Here is an 18700-nt window from a genome sequence, read left to right as displayed (position 1 = left end):
CATGATTTCAGCATCCGTTTCTTTCAGAAGTCTCATGAAATCATCAACATGCCGTTGAAATCATATTTGCTCTATCAAATCCCGATTTTCCAAAATTGGACTCCGAAAGCAATTTTGGGGATTATTCCATACGGCTCGACCCGCGTCCGGTTAGAGGAGAAAGTAGGTATGACAACCCAAACTCGCCCGCTCATTGATACGGCTTGGTTGGCAGATAACCTGACTAACCCGAAACTACGCATCATTGATGTTCGCTGGAAGTTTAGGGAGGAAAACGGCAAGGGCGTAGCCTATGACGATAGGAGCGAGTTCCAGGCCGAGCACATTCCTGGCGCCGTGTATGTTGGCATGTCGACGGAGCTTGCAGACAGCACTCAGAACACTCCCGACATGATGCTCGGCCCAGAGGACTTCGGGGAAAGGATGCGCGAGTTGGGTGTTTCCAACGACACTAATGACGTGGTCTACGATGACTCCGGGCTTCCATTGGCGTCTGCGCGTCTTTGGTGGGCACTTTCGCACTATGGCCATAAAAACGTGCAGGTCTTGGACGGCGGCTTGCAGCAATGGAAACTCGAAGGGCGACCCACTGAAACTGGCGATCTAACCGTTGAGCATGGTGACTTTGAACCAACAGTGCAGAGCAATTGGATTGCCCGCAAAGCTGATGTCTTGGATGCGATGGGTAAGCCCGGAGTCAGAATTGTGGACTTTCTACCAAACAACCTCTTCCGAGGCGACGGAGTTCACACATGGGGAGGTCGCTCGGGACATATTCCCAGCGCCGTCAACATACCGGCGATATCGAACATCGATCCGGATTTGGCACACATACCCATTGCCGAACGTGCAGCTAAACTAAAGGAACGTGGTTCATTCAAGTTGGCGGATCATTCCAAGCTCCTCAAGCACTATCAGGACAAGGGAATTCAAACTGACGATGAGGTCATCGCCTATTGCGGCCGTGGCATAGCTGCTTCTTGTGGGCTCCTTGCGTTGCGCCAAATGGGGTTCGAAAAGTCCCGCCTGTACGATGGTTCATGGGCTGAGTGGAGCGCCGATGAGAGCCTTCCGGTTGAAACCTCGTGAGACTACGATTTTGGGTCACTTTGGGCGGTCCAATTATTGACGCGTTGCTAGGAGGATATTTTTGATGACGGACAATTTCCGGCTGACCAAAGAGGCTGCGCAGAAGTACAACAACCATAGTGTGCCTGCGATGTTCGGCCCATTGGCTGAAGCAACAATGCAGAAGGTTCAGCTTCGAAGCGGCACTTGTGTTATCGACATCGCATGCGGCACCGGGGCTTTGACGCGAGAGATTGCAAGGAAACTGACGGGCGAAGGCCGGGTTGTTGGCGTAGATCTGAACGAAACCATGATTGAGGTCGCGCAGTCCAATCAGCCGGATTGTCGTCATGTGCTCGAGTGGTATGCAGCAGATGTAACCGAGTTACCTTTCGGAAATGCTACGTTTGACTATGCCTTCATACAACAGGGGCTTCAGTTCTTCCCCGACAAATCCGCCGCTTTGCAAGAGGTTCATAGGATCTTGCGCAATGACGGTCAGCTATTTTTGACATGTTGGCGCGCAGTGTCGCCCTTCAATGGAGCGCTTGCAGAAGCTCTCGAACGGCATGTTGGAACAGATGCCGCAGTCAAAGCCAGAGCGCCTTTTTCGTTTCGAGATGGGGACCTCATTTCGAACTTGTTGGTCGATGCAGGCTTCAAGATAGCTCGTCACGAGCCACTGGTACTTGAGCGAAGATTTGTTGATCTTCGCGCGCAAATCATGGCGCTGCCAATCGAAACCGATCTTAGGGATGCAGGTGCTGACGTCACCAACAAGGTCGTGGAAGAGGTTGCAGACGCTTTGTCTAGATATGACAAAGAAGGCGTATTGCACGTACCGCAAGAAGCGCACCTATTTGTCGCCGCGGCATAGGTCAACGACCACTGACTTAGTTCTCCATTACGATCTTTGCCATGGCCGAAAGATAATGCGGCATTAGTGGCGGCCGAGCCTGGCTCCGCGTTGACGGTTGAGTCTGCATCAAACTATACTTTTGCCATGGCTAGCGGAAAATACATCGACGATTTGTCGGTTGGCGAAACCTTCGAAACCGGAGGCGTTACGCTGACCGAGGGAGCGATTATTGACTTCGCACTGGTTCATGACCCGCAGCCCTTCCACGTTAACAAAGTGGCTGCCGCAGAGTCGATGTTCGGCGGTCTCATCGCCAGTGGATTTCAAACAATAGCGCTTACTTTCAGGTTGTTCCGCGACACTGGTGTACTTACCGGCACCAATCTGGGTGGACATGGTATGGACGAGGTACGGTGGCTGGCTCCGGTGTATTCCGGTGACACGATCAGCGTGCGCGTCACGGTTGAGGTAATTACACCGTCACGTTCGAAGCCAGACCGGGGAACGGTCAAATTCCGATACCAGACATTTAACCAGAACGATGTTGAAGTTCTTAACCTGGTCATGCACCACGTGATGGCATGTCGGAGTTAAGGCGGTTTGCAGCGACTGGGGCGCGGCGATCAATTTGATCTCCCATTGTCATCTTCAAGAGTATCCTTGGGCTCGCCACATAAGGCTTCTATTGCTGCGGTCGTGGCATACATGCAAACTAGTTTGTTCGCGTGTTCTCAATCCTTTTTGCATAAATAACTACTTGTAGATTGCCGCATAGCGAGGTGCGAAGAACTTAACGAAGGCTCTAACCTCTGGCCGACGATAGGCTTCCGGCGAAATGAGCATTAGGTGCGGCACCGCAAGTTCAGGGATTTCGTCGAAACATCGGATGAAAGACATGTCTGTTTCCACCAGCTTGACATTGCTGATCCCAAGGCCTTGCCCTGACCTGATCGCCGCATGCATTAGCTCCAGTTCAGTGAAAGACATGACGATCTGGCCCGGCTCCACGTGATTGGTCAACCATTCGTGGAATACATTCGGTACATCGTCCCGCTGAAAGGTAACAAACTGATGCCCGGCCAGATCATTCGTTGACCCCGGTAAGCCAAATTTGTCCGCGTAATTTCTGCTGCCGAACAAAGACCAGCGGGCCGTGCTGATCTTACGACAGATCAGGTCAGGATCGGGATCGGTTCTTGCAAGGCGCAAAGCAATGTCGGCCTCGCCCGCCATCAGGTCCAGCGCCCGAACGCTGGACAAAAACTCGAATGCGACATCCTGATTGTCGGCGGAAAACTCGTTTACGATTTCAATCATGCGTGCGGAGAAGTTTGCCGAATAAGCGGTGATACGGATGGGTTGTGTCGACGTCAATTCCTTCGCGCAATCGGTAAATTCGAGGACTGAAGCCTCGATTGCTTCGGCGAGGGGAACGAGGCGAAGGGCTTCTGGGGTCGGTTTGAACCCGTGCGTACCGCGCTCAAACAGCGTCAAGCCTGTTTCTCTTTCGAGAACATCAATGCGTCGGGCGACCGTTGGTTGGGAGACCTTTAACTTTCCAGAGGCCGCAAGCGTCGAACCTTCTCTGAAGACAGAGAGGAACACACGAATATCCGACCAATTTCGGAACCCGTTCTTCATTTTTGTAGAACAGCACAATTTTGTGCCGGATACCAGAAAAACAGGTGAACAGTTACTGTTGTTGCGACAGCACAAGTAACTCGGAAAGGACCATGAGATGGCTTCCCATACAATGTCGCCCAGCATCTGGACCGTATTTGGTGGACTGTTCGGTTGGACCAAAAGAGCCTTCCACGAAACCCGGAAACCGCGGCTTTCGGACAATGATCTTCACTCGGAACGCGACTATATAAAAGAGGTGATCTGGAATAATCCGGACGCGTTTTCGAGTGAGCTGGACGTTCAGAACATGATGAGTCTGTATCCAAAAAGGTTCTGAAAACACTTGGTGACAATCGGCCGAACAGGGCGATTAGATCACGCCAAATACAGCTGCAAGCTGGAATTGACAGCCACGCACCTGTGTTGTCGCCATTGAGTAAGTACCAATACGAGACTTTCATGAGGCCCGCGAAAGAACCCAGGCCGATTTACTTAGCTCAATCACCCCTTTTTGCGCACCACGACAACAAATTGGGTCATCGAAAAGAAGAAGCGTCCAGTCCTTGCAAGGCTGAGCTGCTCATCAAACCACGATTGCGCAACTGCGGGATCAACATGGTCATTTGCGACAGTGTATTGCTTCATGAGGTGCATCATCATGATTGCGAGGCCATCTGGCTTTAGCTGGTGATCTGTCATTGTGAACGACAAGACATCTTCCACACGGTCGCCGCGAGCCTTTATCAGCGCGGGCAGTCTTTCCGGGACGGAACCACTCACAAAGTGCTGGTTCCAGGATGTCAGCATCTTTTGCATTCTGTCGGGCTCATCGCTGAACCAGATCAAGCTGCCAAAGTGTAGATCGCTGATGACGAGGCGCCCGCCGGGTTTGACGCACCGCAGCGTGTCAGCCAACGCGCCGTCTACGTCTTCGATGTACTCAAAGACCTGTACCGAGACGGCCTTGTCAGCACTCTCATCCTCAATGGGCAAGCTATTTGCGGCACCAGCACGAAACTCCACGTTTGCGTAGTCGCTGCACCGTTCTCTAGCAGCTGCCGTCATGTCAGCGCTTGGGTCGATCCCGATGACATAGCCATCCGAGCCAACTGCCCGGGCCAACTCAACTGTTAACATCCCGTTGCCACAACCGATGTCCAAAATAGTTTCACCAGGAGCCGGGCACAGCGCATCAAATGAAGCCTGTCTTCGCCGCGTCAGTTCTGCGCCTTGATAGGCGATTTCAAGTAATGTCGTTGTTTCAGCGTCAAATTTAAGCAACTCTCCACCCTTACAAAGCCCACATGCCCCCAAAACTTATCAGAAATTGAGTTATCTACGAAAAGCAGGACGGATCGTTGAGGCTTGAACATGGGTCCACCAACAATAAATGAATGCGCCGACTTGATCCGACGAATGATTTAACCCCGAGAGCGAAGGACGCATCTGCCGCTCTATCGGACCAGCTTTTCGTGGCGTTTCGAACGTTAGAACAACATTAATTCAAGGGATGTCGAGGCCGTTCTCTCGTCCGAAATCGGTATAGAAGCTGTCACTGCGGCATCGGTTTAAAGTGGCTTCGTCCGCTTCTCTTGGGTCGGTGCCAGGGCTTTGGACACCTGTTCCTTCTATGAAGCGGTTCACGAGATTAAAGACACCGCAAACTTGGATAGCATCGAACAGCGCACTCTCCGACCAGCCTGCCGCGTAGACTGCTCTAGCGTCGGCTTCTGTCATTCGGGATGGTGAGACAGTGAGCTTTTCAATGTATGCCAGCAACGGTTTGAGGTGATCCTCGACGGGCGCCGTATCGCGGTCTTCCATCAGTGCCTCGATTGTCTCGACTTCAATACCGTAGGCTTTGGCGAAAACGATGTGCGCCCCATGGCAATACGCACAAGCATTCAATCCCGAGACATAGGCCGCAATGAGTTCACGTTCAGCAACCGAGAGGTCGCTCTCGCCCCTCATCACAAGGCTTTCGTACGCACAAAGCGGAGAAAGTTTATCTGGAAAGGCTTGATAGACACTTCCAAGTGTCGCGTTCTCCGGCAGAGACAGAAACAGGCGTTTCATTTAATTCTCTTTCAATCTTGCTATGGATTACGTTTTCTCAAAGTGAGGAACCAACGTTGTTTACGCAACCTTAAAGCAATTTCGGGTTCCGCTCAGAGATTCTGTTGGGATACTGCGAACGGTAAGTTTGCCAGACGACACCCCCAACTTGTTGCTGCTTGGTTAAAGGCAATTTCATTTGAGCCGTTCTCGTAAATTTGCAAAGTCAGCATTCTGCGCATCGCTGACTTGGTACAGTCGGGATGCTGCGCGGCAGAGATTTGAAGCTTTGCCCGAAAAGCGGAAGTTGACCCGAGCCATATCAACATCCGATTTCGGTGAAGTGGGTAGCTCTCAAAAAAGTCTTCGAGGTGCGATGCTCGCCGAAGCCCGTCAAATCTGCGATGGACTAGTGTTGTTTCAATATTTACGGCAACCGTCCACTGGCGCTGAGACGACCGCTGACGAGTCGTTCCGGGTGCTGACGGGTGGTTGCTGGTGCTGGTGGGTGGCGGGGTGGAGCGGACGTTAAGGCGTGATGCAGCGAATGGCTGGTTGAAGTCCCGATTCTTCACTGGCTCGCACTGCCATAGTCTTCACTGAAGGAAGGCCATCGAACCCTACCGTATTCAGCAGCACGGGTCTGCATCCAAGGAGAACTGAACCACAGTCACTTGGTCACGGACGACGTAAAAGATCTTTTAATTTCAAGCGTTATGACAAACCATCCTTTAGCCTATTGAAACTGATCATTCGGAACAATCTGGAGAACCAGCCGACGCTCGAGTTTTTGTCAGAACGCATAAGTCTTGATAGGTTCCTGATGCTAAGTAGATGAAATTTTTCCGGTGCGATGGATTTTCGAAAGTATATTCGTCAGTGTATTGAACCATAGTCAGTCTCGGAAGAGTTAAGCGAGGTTAGAATGGAACTTGAGCGCAAACATTTCGCCGGCATTGATATGGTTTACATCAAGGGGCGGATGGTCAGCACAACATCTTGGCAAGTTGGTGAGCTTTTGAATGACCTCATTGAAAACGGTTCGACCAAAATGCTGCTAAACTTGCAGGACGTTGAATATGTCAGCAGTGCCGGATTGCGATCCATTCTGGTGGCCGCAAAACTCATTCAATCGAATGATGGCGAGCTCCGGATATGCTCAGCCCGCGAGGATGTTGCCAAGATCATTGAAATGTCGGGGTTTGACAGTCTCATTAATCTACACGCCGACGAGTCCGAGGCAGTTGCTGCTTTTGATTAGAACTGACAAAGAAAACGCGCTATTCGCGTCAGATAAGTCTGATACCAAAGTATTCCGACACTGCTAAGAAATGTGTCAGCAACTCAGATTGGATAGTAGCGATATCACCTGCGCCGGTTTTCTTAGAGAAGGCCACAACTTCAACCGGATATCCGTCAACCGTAGGTGGCAACGCCTTTATACCAATTGGATGCCTGCGTTGGTGAACATTCTTTTGGGTTTGTATGAAGCGTTTCATATACACTTGAAACAGTTCGAAGTTCGTGATCCCTGATTTGCTGAAATCAGTCCAAGGGGTGTGTATAGAAGGGTTGTCCAGGTCGGCCAAAAGCGCGGATATGTCATCACTTATAAGAGGGATATCTCGCAGTTTTTCCAGTTCCTCTAAGGAACAGAAATGCACAGAGTCCGCTTTGACCACAAATGTGAACAACACAAGTCTCGCCCGCATTGTGTCAGTCATGTGCCTGTAATTCATGTTCGCGCTGTCGAAGAATTTGTGCGTCGGAATTAGTGTGGTGCTGTAATCTCCGTTCTCAACAGTGATGTCATAGAGCCCTATACGCTTGACCGTTCCGTCCGCCTTGAATCCAGGCACCTTAACCTTGTCACCTTCGCGTAGAAGATCCCACGAGGCAATTCTCAGGCTCGCCTGAATAGCCATCAGGGTGTCCCGGAAAATGAACATTAATACTGCTGTTAACGCACCGAGACCACTCAGCAGAGTAACGATGTCGGTTTCAACTGTTATCGAGATCGCAAAGGCGACCCCTAAGAGGAAAACAACGACCTTTGCCAAATCGACATATCCGGTCGAGCTGGCCCCCTTGTCACCGGCATTATGACGAATGATACCACCGATCCCGGCCAGTATCTTGATGATCGTTTCAATGGCTATTGCGATCAGTAGCAAGCCACTTATCAGGCGAATTTCATACGCGTAAGGTTCGCCAAGATTGGCAAGGAAGAAAGCCACCCCAACAGGGAAGGCATAGACAAAGTGGAACGGACGCAGCGCGTCGACGATAAGATCGACTTGGATCGATCCCACACGCATTGCGAAGCGCATTGCGATGCTTCCAATCAACGTTTTCAGAAATGGAGAGGCTATCAGCGCTATTATGACGAGGACGACAAGGGTTGGTCCCGGATAGGACTGCACGAGAGTAGTCAGTTGCTCCATTTAATACCCCAGCCCAGTGAAAATTAGTCGACTATAGCGCTGACCTGGCTTCGTCTTCGGTGTCAAAGACCGGAAAGATCCTGGAGAATCCGGACATATTAAACACGGACTTAGTGGTCTCGTTCATTGCACAAACGCCTAGTTTCTTTCCCTGCCCATTTAGCCGTTTGCCCAGAGCGAGAATAACACGCAATCCAGTAGATGCGATGAAATCGACCTTTTCGACGTTGATCACCACATTCTTGTTTGGCTCGTCTTCGAGAATCCGGTTGATATCGGTTTCAGCATCAGGACTTGATGTCGTGGTTAGATCGCCGTCGATATAGACAAAGACGGTTTTGTCGTCAGACTTCGATGTGATTTCCAGATACATTTATCGCCTCTTGTTCCACTTCCGCCCACAGGGTTCAGTCACCCATTCGTTTCATCATGACCGTGATATTGCGGCCGTTTTTCCTCCGATACGAGTAGTCATCCATCAAGTTTTTCATCAAGTGGATTCCCAATCCGCCAATTTTGCGATCCTCTAAAGAGCTTTCTGTATCTGGGTCATCCTGCATGAATGGGTCGAATTCGATGCCGTCGTCTTCGACCGATACAATAAGTCTTTGCTTGTCAGTTTCGAGGCTCACATCAATGATGTGTTCCTCTTCGTCCTGGAAGGCGTAGCTAATTATGTTGTTCAGGAAATCATCGAGCACTATCGACAAGGCATTCTGAACTTCGGCCTCCAACCCAAATTTTTCCCCAAATTCCTCAAGCGCTCTTTGACACCTGTCAATTTCTGAAAGCTCATTTTTCAAATGCAGCTCGATCACCGCACGTTCCTCTCGACTTTCCCAATCCACGTAACGCAAACCAAAGACCGTGATATCGTCCGACTGTTCTGCCTCTCCTGCAAATTCATCAACTGAGTCCACAATCTCATGCATCAAATATTTCACACCGTGTTTGTTTGACACGGACAACAAATGTTCTAGCCGCTTCTCACCATAAGCCTCACCTTCGCTATTGAAGGCTTCGGTGATGCCATCAGTGAATACGATGATCTTGTCATCCATTCCCAACTTGATTGTGGCTTCCTCATATTGAATGTTCTCCATGACACCTATCATGGGTCCATGGATTTCATCCAAAGTTTTAAGCTCGCCAGTCGGGGAAAGAATGTATGGCGGGTTATGGCCAGCATTGGTGTAGATCATCTCGCCAGTCTCGGTATCAATGATGCCGAAAAAGACTGTGATAAACATGCAGTCCTTGTTGTTCTCGCTCAGTTCGTTGTTCGTTTTCTGAATGATGCGCGCCGTCGACATGGTCGACTGGGAATGCGATTTCAGCAAAGTTTTCGTTACCGCCATGAGCAGCGCCGCCGGGACGCCCTTACCCGACACATCTGCAACGACAAAGGCAAACCTGCGCTCGTTGATGAAAAAGAAGTCGTAGAAGTCTCCACCCACCTCTCGCGCAGGCCGCAACGTGGCCCATACATCTATATCCCTATGCTCAGGGAAACGCGGGAACGTCAGCGGGATCATACTCATCTGGATTTCACGTCCGATATTTAGCTCGTCACCCATGCGTTTGTTTGCGATGGAGAGTTGCTTTTCGAGTTCCTTTTGGTGGGTGATGTCCACCACCACTCCGAGCATTCCACCGCGGCTTCCGTCAGACAAATCAAACGCTTTGGCCCAATAGAGCATCTGGCGCTCGCTGCCATCCAAAAGCGTAACGGAAATCTCGCTGTGTTTCGTACCGCCATCCTTGATAAGTTCGACGTCCTCCTCGTGGTGAAAACGCCTTTTTTCTTCGGATGGATGCTCCATATCCAGAAGGGTCTTGCCAATGTATTTTTCTTTGGCAGTGCTTCCGAAAACATTATTGTATGCTTCGTTGAAAGTGAGAAATCGGGCTTCTGGATCTTTCACGAAAAGCGGATTGGGAATGGCGTCGACCAAGGCAGAAATGAAAGCTAAGTTGTCAGCTAATTTTTTTGCATTTTGCTTCCGTTCCGTAATGTCGATATCCAAACCAGCAACTGCTACGTGATTGCCTTCGGCATCCTTGATTGGGAATGTGCTGACTTGTAGGTGATAGTCTTGCCCTGTGTGGTCCTTGACCAGGGTTTCGGCGTCTCGGCGTCGCCCGGTTGCCAGAATATCCCGGTTATATCCCTCGTATGCCTTTCCCTCTTCAGGAAAGATGTCCCTGACTTTCTCGCCAAGGATGTTTTCCCGTTTGACGCCGTGGAACTTTTCAAACGCTCGGTTCACATACTTGAAGCGCATATCCTCGGACTGAACGAACACATTCATCGGCATCTGTTCGATGATCTGATAAACCTCGCTCATCTCCTGTTCAGCCTCTCTTCGGGCGGTGATGTCGCGCACGATGCCTACAAAGATACGCTCTCCACCGACAAACGCCTCGCCAACGGTCAGACCCATTGGAAACTCTGATCCATTTTTGCGAAGACCGATAACCTCTCGGGTCCTTCCTATGACTCGTGGGTCTCCGGATTTTACGTAACGTTGCAGATAAGAGTCATGTTCAGATTGCATCGGTTCTGGCATCAGAACATCTACTTTTCCTCCGACAACCTCGCCTCGGTCGTAACCAAATATCTTCTCTGCGCTGTGACTGAATTCTTGGATAACACCATCAGTCCCTATCACGATGATGCCATCAGCTGCATTTTCAAAAATTGTGCGAATACGGGTTTCACTTGCCTCAAGGCTTTCAGTTCTCTCCGCAACCTTTTGCTCAAGACCACCTATAAGGTCGGCTAGGGCGTCGCGCATGACGTCGAAACTGCGCGCCAACTTGGCAATTTCGTCACCGCCGCTGGTGTCAATCTTAACACCCAAATCACCTTCTGCCATTATCGCGGCTTTTTGTGTGAGCTCCTTGATCGGAGAAGTGATCCTTTTGGACAGAACAGCGGAAATCGCACCGACGAGCAGAGCAAATAATATCAATAACAAAAACATCCGATCCCTAAGGTCGGTAACTGGCGCGAAGGCTTCAGCCTCGTCGATTTCACTCATGATGACCCAATTAATCCCTTCAGAATTGATTGGCCGATATGAAGAAAGAACGGGAACGCCGCGATAGTCAGGAAAGATTTCGGTATCGGTTTCGCCGGCTAGAGCTCTTCGAGTACCTTGCGTTTCAACTCTCTGAAGCCCGATCGAGCTTTCAAACGCTCTGATCTGCTGGATGGTTTCCGGTGCCGTCCCGATGTTTTTAATCATGGCGAAGTAGTTTTCCGCATCTTCAATCAAAAACCGGGACTGATTTCGCATTAAGAAGTCCGAGCCAACAAGATAAGTCTCACCGCTTTCGCCCAATCCGACATCGGACCAAGCCTGATTGCTGGTCATGATTTCGTTGATGCGCCCAATAGGCATCTGGAATACCAAAACGCCGGTCAGTTTGCCTTGGTTCATGATCGGTGCAGCTATGAACGAAGCAGGCGCATTGTAGGAAGGTTCGTAGGGTTCAAAGTCAGCCAGTTTGACAAAAACCTGTCCTGCTGCGAGTTCAGGATTTCCCTCTGCTTCCAACCCCCATTGGCGCGCGGCTTTAAAAACCTCTGCAAAATTTGACCTCTGATATGGGCCAGTTAGCAAAGAGGTTCCGAAATCCACTTCTTTGAACACTGAATACACTATCTGTCCGTCTTCAGGTTCCACCAAAAAAATATCGTAGAACCCAAACCGGTCCAGATAATCGCGGAACCAGGGGTGGTACTTCGAGTGCATCGAACTGTAATAAGTCCCGTCCGCGGCGTCCGTGAGGAGATGCTTTTCGCCGGTCGGGTGCGGATTCTGAACGATATATTGCTCCTGCAGATAACGCCCCACTTCCGTGTTCGGAAAATAACTTTCAGCGGAGACGCCTTTTAAGTCTTCGAGAGTATGGGCTTGGAGGCGTTCAAAAAACTCGTCTTCATAGTACCTTCGCATGCCCTCAGACACGGCCATTGCCTCTGGCAAGCGAGCCTCATTCGAGGATTTGAGTGCAGCTATTGCGAGTTTAAACCCTTTTATGGCGTTGTGCGCTTCTTCATTGGTTGAAACTGAGCGTATCTGATTGGAAATCAGCTCAAAATAGTCCTCGATCTGTTGAGCCTTCATTTCCCGAACAGCGGTCAACTGCGCAAAGGTGAGGTCGTTGATTGCCGATTTTGCGTTGCGGTATTCGATGCTGCCAAAAATGATCAAGCTGGCCGTCGCCAAAACTGCGCCAAACAGAAACAGCTTCAGCCTGATTGAAATATTCCAACCTTCTTTCACTTCGCTCACCGCGCCCTCCCCGAAGCTAAATGCGAAAAAAAAGGAGCTTTTAAATGGCTCAAGCTACGGCAAGCGAGCAATTGCGCCCTAGATAAGCAGCGCTGAAAATCACTTCCTAGGCCCAAGTTTAGCGGGAGAACGAAATTTCGCAACGTTGACGTCAATCGGTACAAGTTGCTTTTCGCGGCTCCTGAACCAAACCGGTGGTCACCAAGCCCTCCAGTTGCTTTCTTTTCGCAGACAAGGACGAGATCGCATCAGCTTTTTGTTCCTTTAGAGAGCCCAACTGTGGCTCAAAGCATTGAATGGCTTCACAAATCGTTAACGACCAAATCAGATTGAACACACCTGCCAATCGTTAATTTCTTAGCGGTAAACTTGTCCGCGCTTCGACCAATTATCTTGCGCGAACCGACACCCTGCTCAAAAAAAGCAAAGCGGAGATCCCCCGGCAACCCCGCTAAGGGCCGCCGAGGGTTCTATTTATGAGGGTGGTCTGCGGTTAACGACATAGTCAGCCAGCCATTGCCAGTACGCTTCAGCGTCACGGAACCCTTGAGCCCGAGCAGCCAGATCTTCCGCTGCCTGACGGGTGCATCCTCCATCGAACTCAGCGATAGCAGCTCGTTCCTCGAACGCGTCAATGTCCGGGAAGCTCATGCCGGAAGTCTTATCTGGTCAACGATGGACCGACGCTGCTCATCACTAATGCCCGCCGAGTAAATCCCGTAGGTGATCCCGTTCTCCGACCGTGCAGATTGGTGACCAACCAGAGAGGCCGTGAAATGTTCGGGAACACCTGTTCGTTCGCACTGGGTCACAAACCACTTTCGAGTCGAGTGAAACACCAGACCCGGTCGCTCCAAGTCTAGCCTACGTCTCAGTCTCGCAAACCCCTTGGTGACATGCGCAACGGTCAGGTCAGGGAACAGAGGGCCAGATGAAGGTAACTGACGGAACGTCTCGTCTAGCACCGGATGAACCGGAACCAGTCTCTCCGCCGCGTCGGTTTTAAGCAGTCTTAACTCATTGGGTTGAACATGAACGAAGCACCCGAGGTTGCCCTTGGTCACGAGGTCTTCCCGGAGCAGCCCAACCGCTTCCCCCGCTCGCATTCCTGACAGCAGACAGGTCAGCAGAACCGGATGCAGTTCTCGGTCTTTCGCTCCCAGCAACCGCACAACTTCATCGTCAGTCGGGACAGCATAAGGCGCTGGGCGCACCTTGCGATCGAAGAGAACGGTCCTGAATGGATTGACCTCCAGATGCCCCTCATAGACCACCCAGTCGAGGAAGTGATTGACCTGCGACCAGATCCGCCGCTGGGTTCTGGCTGTTATCGTCACCGATCCCCGAGCTGAGTACTCGACCAGCTGGTCCAGGGTAAGCCCACGGGTCCGCTCGGACTTGCCGATCATCGGAGACAGTTGGGCTATTGCGGACAGAAAGTCTCGCCCGTCTATTCTGGTCAGACTGCAAACTGACTGGTCACCAAATCGACTAGTGAATAACCCGACAGAGTATCGGACCGATTTGAACCCACTGGGTCGTAGCTCGTTACTGCGCTTGTTGAGATAGGCCCGGCTCAGGTCACGAACCGGCACCTTTACCGGCAATGATGGTCTGACGAAGGCAGACCGCTCCAGATTACATCCAGAGTCCTCCAGAGTGGCCCGAAGACGGACGAGAGACGTCTCCGGATGTTCCACCCAATCAGGTGTCTCAGCGGTGCTCTTTGGTGCAGACAGTGACTCCTCTGCCTGCAACCGAACCTGTTCCACCAGTGTCTCGAACCGGGCATTGACTTCAGCGGCTCGAACGCGGGCGGTGTTACGGTCACTGGTCTTGAGGCTCTGCTTCAGCGCCTGAGCGCCCAGCGCGAGAGCCACGTCAACGGGATAGTTGCGCCTGAACAACCACGTATGGCCCTTCAGATAGGCATAGCGAATGTGAGCAGACATCAATCTCCTCCTTTCAGTGTTGGAATTTGGGATGGGGTCAGTTGGTTGAGACAACCCGTAGGATCATCTCGAGGGCCGGTTCGCCGTAGGAACCAGCCAGTGGACCGCTTACAGCAAAGCCGGTCACGCAGTCTTCGAACACCTCTTCCACCCGGAACAGATGCTCAGGGACGTCATCGAAGGCCCGAACGACCACGACGTCGCCGGGGTTTAGCTCCAGCTCAGTCATCGTTGGGCCTCCACGTCCAGAGAACCGCCAACAGAACCAGCGCCGAGACAGCGGGATGAGACCGCGAAACCACCCAGAGCATCGTCGTCAGGACGGCCTTGGGCGGTGGGTGCAAAAGAAAACCCCCGACGAGAACGCCGAGGGCAGACAAGTACTTCATGGATCAAACTCCTGCAGTTGCTTCTTTATTTAGATGCAGGAGGTTGCTCGGTTTTCTGGGGCAGTCAATCGTCTAGATGAGTTTCTGTTAGGTTGGTAAAGCGTTGATTATAATTGATAATTCTAAAGATAATCTCAAGCGCAGCTAGTACTTTCGCCCCTAACATTACTAGCTCCAGACAAAAGATTGGAACAAATAAGCGGCTCAATTGATATGGATCAGTTAATGTATCTCGATAATAGAATATAAAAACCCCCTATTTTTTTACAGCGTTGGAGGGGGAATAATGACTGTAATCACTGGCACCGACAATCGCGACGTCGTCATCAAGCCGGATGACGATGTCAATTTTGTTAACTTGCTTGGCGGAGACGATTTTCTGTTCATAGATGGCATCGGGACGAACGTGAACATGGGTTCCGGCAACGACAAAATAATTGCCAAAGATGCCTACAGTATCGACTCAGTTTTTTTAGGCGATGGGGACGATATCTTTATTGGGATTGGTAACACAACCGGCCGGTCAGTAGAGGGCGGTGACGGAAATGACTTGCTGAAAGCTGGGAGTGCGGGATTGCGACTTTCCGGCGGCAATGGCGATGACACACTGATTGGCGGTCCGGGAAATGATGATCTCATAGATGATCTTGGTTTGATGTTTAACCTTGATCAGGGTGACGATTTGATGATCGGCGGCGGCGGCAACGACAACCTGTATTTCAAAGGCGGTGATGACGTTGGAATCGGCGGGCCGGGCGAGGACTATTTCCGGTTCAACCTTATAGACTCGCCTTTCGATGACAGCATGGCAACAGATGTGGTTGTGGATTTTACACCCGGAAAGGACACGCTGGTCTTTAACGCCAGTAAAGATGGGCCATTTCAGAACTTCGACGATCTGGACACCAATGGGAATGGTGTCTTGGATGATGGGGACGATCACGTGACCATTCAAGGCGGCACGACAATCGATTTTTCGTCTGCGTATGGGAATGATCCCGGAACTGACACGGTAACCATTCTTGGCGAACAGGCACTTACGGAAGCTGATTTCGTTTGGTTCCTGTACTAAGTGTATTCAGGGGAAAAACGCCGTCACTCTAATTGGGACCAAATTCATGGCTTAGCATAGCTGACTTTCGCCCACATTGCAGCATTCGCCACTTCGGGGTCTAACCATTCCGTCGCTGCACTGGTCCAATCACCGCAGCCCCGCCAACCGCCAGCACCAGCGACCAGTCTTCAGCACCCGGAACGACTCGTCAGCGGTCCAGCGCCAGTGGACGGTTGATCTAGCGGTCTGTCAGCGGCCTCCCTAGCAGCCAAAATGCCCTGTGCTTACCCTAGAAATGCCCCCGAAATCGCCCCAGTTCCGGCCGCCGGTTGGAAAAGCTGATTACAATCATCGGTTGGCAAGGATTCCTACCACCCCAGCCAGATCATCAAGACATAGAAAGACAGCAGGCACTTGGGGCTAAACCCTCCGAGAAATGCCCCCGTTTATGCCCCAGTGGTTTTGGGTGATCTGACGCCCTCTGACCTCTCCTCTAGCGGGGGTTCTATGGGGGTGGGGAATAGGTATAAATAATGAATAGAATAGAAACCGGAGGATAGAGAGACCCGAGTATCCTCGTTCCTGATAATAATACATAGAGGGAGGAGGAGGTTATGGGGGAGATAGAGCACCCATGGCACTCGCGGCCAATCGACGTTCACCGCTGGTCGGATCACCCCGAGGTCGCTGACTTGGTTGACCGCATCTGGGATAGTTGTCGCTGTTCAACTGACAACAAAAAGAACACACTGTTAGCGGGTCGTTGCCGAGTTTAGGCGAAAACACTGATTGAGTGATTGCACCGAAAAGTGATCGTCAGCTATGGTCTATTATCTCCCGCATTTCAGCTATGGATCTGGTCTCGCCTCCTCGGTGGATCATAGAGTGACAATTCGGGCATACTGGAACCAGATCGAATTCTGGCGAAACTAGCCGGGAGGATTTTGCTTCAGAAATTGGGTCTAAATGATGAACATGCATAAACCCGTCTCCTAGACGTCCGTAAACCTCTGAAAAATCGAAACGGCAGACAGTGCAAATCAATTTGCCTTGGTTCTTTTTTCGATAGTGCTTGATGCAAAGGGCTCTTGCCACCGGGTTGCGTTCGCGCTTCGACCCGACGAAAGTTCTTAGAGCGCCTTCTTTAAAGTATCGTTTGCCGATATGAGTTGGCGGGCTCTCGCTAAGGTCAGCGCACTCAAAACCTGCTTTTCGCAAACCCTTCCGAGCATCACGAGACTTTACTTCCGCACCCTTTACGTTGGTCGCTATGCCCCAGATAATCTTGGCAGGATAAGGTGCTTGCGTGTTGGGATGTGACACAAACCATTTTTGCGCTTTCTTAAAGCCATCTGGCGTTCCATGATCGTCGAACAACTGAAATGCGTGCATTAGAGAATCGCGTATGTCGGTTTCTGAAACCCAAAATGTCTTTATTGAAGGCGAAGGCTTCGTTTGAAACTGTGTCTCAAGCAATTCAGTTAACTGAGAGAGCAGATTTTGGTGTTCGTGATCCCGCTCAGTAACTTCGCGAAAACCAAAAGAATTTAACTCGTGACGATAGCGTTGCAGCTCCTGCGCTAAACACTCTGGCGAGCTCATATCTCTGCCAGAGATGCCGTCGGCTAAGCGTCGGATGGGGAAGAATTTGTGGCGCGTGTCACTAAGCACCATCAGCTGTGCTGCATTTTTTAGTTGGCGCTTTGCAGCGACAGGGTTGTTCGCGTAAACTTCGTCCAACCGTAGTGCGAAATCGTACCACAAACTCATTTCACTGCACCTCAATCTGAAGCCAACCTCCCGTTGCCATGGCAGAAAATCGTATAGTTTTCAACGCTAGTGGGGACATGTTCGTTGAAGAGCTCTATATTTTCCAGCCATTCGCTCACGGTTGAAGTTGCGATCCACAAACGCTTTGCTTCCTTAGGTTCCACAGTCATCGCTAAATCAGAGTTAGATCTCTAGGAACCAAACGGCACCACCTCTCGCCCCGTTCTCCGCTCATGTTCCGCCAACCGTTGAAGATACCCATCTGACCGGGCCGTCTGTCGCCAAATCACATAGTCTTTCACATGGTCCGCATTGGGGTTCGCTCGTTCGTCCAGCCCATAGAACTGGTTCGACGTCGGCAACGGTGTACCGGCCACTTCCTCCGAAGCCTCAGCTATCACCCGCTTCAACTCCCCAACGCGGGTATAGTCGATGATGTAACTGTCATGCACGGACAGGACAGGTACGGCTTGGTGGCAGAAGTGACGATGGACGCGTTCGGCGATCTGACTGTCGAGGTGCATCAACCGAATACCTTGGTCCGCGAACAGGTAGTCTTTGATGTGAGGCGTCTTTTCCAGAAAGCCCGTCAGCAGGGCCTCCAGTTGCTCGTTTGTGAGTGACTTCCCAGCATGACCAGTCGGGAACCCATCTCGGAACGCTCTGAAGGCCGCGTCTTTGGACCCGGCGTTGATAGCAGTCAGTATCAGTCGTTTGATAAACTTGCGCTGAAGCGGTGCAGGCGCACCCGCGATAAGTCTTTCAGGCAGATCATAGGGGTCACCAGCGAGTTCCTTCCCGGCCTCCAGACTGAGGAGGGAGACATGGAGACTGCGGAAGTCCACTTCGACGACTGGCGTATCATTGATGAAGATCTTCGACCTCCAGTCACTGTTGATCTGCTGCCACCAGCCACCATGAAAGCGCCCATTCAGGTTGAAGTCAGAGCGACTGAATATCCAGCGGGTGAATTTATGATGATGATCGGTGCTGACATCATCGACCTTCGGTTCTTTCAAAACTGGGATATCAATGAACGCATCAGCAATAACTTGGTTATAGCGCTCAAGCTCAGCCCGCATTCTTATGATTGTCTGTCATCAAATGATTTGGAACACGAGCGGTTGATTGGCTTTGGAGGCTCAGGCTCGCTGTAGTTTCAATTTACGCCGCGTTTTGATG

At 51.0% G+C, this 18700-nt stretch carries 18 protein-coding genes; 6 read left to right on the top strand and 12 right to left on the bottom strand.

Annotation, left to right across the window (positions count from 1 at the left end):
- The first annotated feature begins 168 nt into the window (after window positions 1-168).
- From ACR0DB_RS21325 to ACR0DB_RS21315, 3 genes are all read left to right on the top strand, one after another.
- Complete coding sequence (locus tag ACR0DB_RS21325) at window positions 169-1089, top strand: sulfurtransferase (RefSeq protein WP_480552838.1); 921 nt, start codon at window positions 169-171, stop codon at window positions 1087-1089.
- Window positions 1090-1219: 130 nt separating this feature from the next.
- Entirely contained in the window at window positions 1220-1945 is a 726-nt protein-coding gene (locus tag ACR0DB_RS21320; RefSeq protein WP_480552837.1) for a class I SAM-dependent methyltransferase, read from the top strand.
- A 66-nt stretch (window positions 1946-2011) separates the two neighbouring features.
- Window positions 2012-2521: a MaoC family dehydratase gene (locus ACR0DB_RS21315; RefSeq protein ID WP_480552835.1), complete on the top strand. Its 510-nt coding sequence runs from the start codon at window positions 2012-2014 to the stop codon at window positions 2519-2521.
- Window positions 2522-2680: 159 nt separating this feature from the next.
- Here ACR0DB_RS21315 and ACR0DB_RS21310 read toward each other — a convergent pair whose 3' ends face one another.
- On the bottom strand, window positions 2681-3532 hold the full coding sequence (locus ACR0DB_RS21310; RefSeq protein WP_480552834.1) for a LysR family transcriptional regulator: 852 nt from the start codon (window positions 3530-3532) through the stop codon (window positions 2681-2683).
- 133 nt (window positions 3533-3665) lie between these two features.
- On the opposite strand from ACR0DB_RS21310, the gene ACR0DB_RS21305 reads away from it, so the two are divergent.
- The gene (locus ACR0DB_RS21305) at window positions 3666-3887 is read left to right on the top strand and encodes a hypothetical protein (protein ID WP_480552833.1); all 222 of its coding nucleotides are present in this window, start codon (window positions 3666-3668) and stop codon (window positions 3885-3887) included.
- Between the two features lie 164 nt (window positions 3888-4051).
- Here ACR0DB_RS21305 and ACR0DB_RS21300 read toward each other — a convergent pair whose 3' ends face one another.
- Together ACR0DB_RS21300 and ACR0DB_RS21295 are read right to left on the bottom strand one after the other, a co-directional pair.
- Window positions 4052-4831: a methyltransferase domain-containing protein gene (locus ACR0DB_RS21300; RefSeq protein ID WP_480552832.1), complete on the bottom strand. Its 780-nt coding sequence runs from the start codon at window positions 4829-4831 to the stop codon at window positions 4052-4054.
- A gap of 222 nt (window positions 4832-5053) precedes the next feature.
- On the bottom strand, window positions 5054-5626 hold the full coding sequence (locus tag ACR0DB_RS21295; RefSeq protein WP_480552831.1) for a carboxymuconolactone decarboxylase family protein: 573 nt from the start codon (window positions 5624-5626) through the stop codon (window positions 5054-5056).
- A 904-nt stretch (window positions 5627-6530) separates the two neighbouring features.
- Here ACR0DB_RS21295 and ACR0DB_RS21290 point away from each other — a divergent pair.
- On the top strand, window positions 6531-6866 hold the full coding sequence (locus tag ACR0DB_RS21290) for an STAS domain-containing protein (protein WP_170389831.1): 336 nt from the start codon (window positions 6531-6533) through the stop codon (window positions 6864-6866).
- 28 nt (window positions 6867-6894) lie between these two features.
- On the opposite strand, the gene ACR0DB_RS21285 is transcribed toward ACR0DB_RS21290, so the two are convergent.
- The 7 genes from ACR0DB_RS21285 to ACR0DB_RS21255 form a co-directional block, all read right to left on the bottom strand.
- A complete protein-coding gene (locus tag ACR0DB_RS21285; protein WP_480552830.1) occupies window positions 6895-8049 on the bottom strand; it encodes a mechanosensitive ion channel domain-containing protein in 1155 nt (384 codons plus the stop codon).
- 31 nt (window positions 8050-8080) lie between these two features.
- The gene (locus tag ACR0DB_RS21280) at window positions 8081-8422 is read right to left on the bottom strand and encodes an STAS domain-containing protein (protein WP_170503490.1); all 342 of its coding nucleotides are present in this window, start codon (window positions 8420-8422) and stop codon (window positions 8081-8083) included.
- Window positions 8423-8456: 34 nt separating this feature from the next.
- Window positions 8457-12353 (bottom strand): PAS domain S-box protein, encoded by a 3897-nt coding sequence (locus ACR0DB_RS21275; protein ID WP_480552829.1) that lies wholly within the window; start codon window positions 12351-12353, stop codon window positions 8457-8459.
- A gap of 474 nt (window positions 12354-12827) precedes the next feature.
- Window positions 12828-13004, bottom strand: a complete 177-nt coding sequence (locus ACR0DB_RS21270; protein ID WP_170756179.1) for a hypothetical protein — start codon at window positions 13002-13004, stop codon at window positions 12828-12830.
- Window positions 13001-14305: a DUF6538 domain-containing protein gene (locus ACR0DB_RS21265; protein WP_480552828.1), complete on the bottom strand. Its 1305-nt coding sequence runs from the start codon at window positions 14303-14305 to the stop codon at window positions 13001-13003. The genes ACR0DB_RS21270 and ACR0DB_RS21265 overlap by 4 nt, the downstream gene beginning before the upstream one ends.
- A 37-nt stretch (window positions 14306-14342) precedes the next feature.
- Window positions 14343-14534: a hypothetical protein gene (locus ACR0DB_RS21260; protein WP_480552826.1), complete on the bottom strand. Its 192-nt coding sequence runs from the start codon at window positions 14532-14534 to the stop codon at window positions 14343-14345.
- On the bottom strand, window positions 14527-14694 hold the full coding sequence (locus ACR0DB_RS21255; RefSeq protein ID WP_170555652.1) for a hypothetical protein: 168 nt from the start codon (window positions 14692-14694) through the stop codon (window positions 14527-14529). The genes ACR0DB_RS21260 and ACR0DB_RS21255 overlap by 8 nt, the downstream gene beginning before the upstream one ends.
- 286 nt (window positions 14695-14980) lie before the next feature.
- On the opposite strand from ACR0DB_RS21255, the gene ACR0DB_RS21250 reads away from it, so the two are divergent.
- Entirely contained in the window at window positions 14981-15766 is a 786-nt protein-coding gene (locus ACR0DB_RS21250) for a calcium-binding protein (protein WP_480552824.1), read from the top strand.
- Between the two features lie 798 nt (window positions 15767-16564).
- On the opposite strand, the gene ACR0DB_RS21245 is transcribed toward ACR0DB_RS21250, so the two are convergent.
- Window positions 16565-17518, bottom strand: coding sequence for an HNH endonuclease (locus ACR0DB_RS21245; protein WP_480552822.1), 954 nt, complete (start codon window positions 17516-17518; stop codon window positions 16565-16567).
- Between the two features lie 191 nt (window positions 17519-17709).
- Complete coding sequence (locus tag ACR0DB_RS21240; protein WP_480552820.1) at window positions 17710-18600, bottom strand: hypothetical protein; 891 nt, start codon at window positions 18598-18600, stop codon at window positions 17710-17712.
- Between the last annotated feature and the right edge of the window lie 100 nt (window positions 18601-18700).

This window comes from Ruegeria sp. AB6 (genome assembly GCF_056542685.1).
The sequence above is the reverse complement of the archived record's forward strand: the minus strand, read 5'-3'. Positions and strand labels throughout refer to the sequence as shown.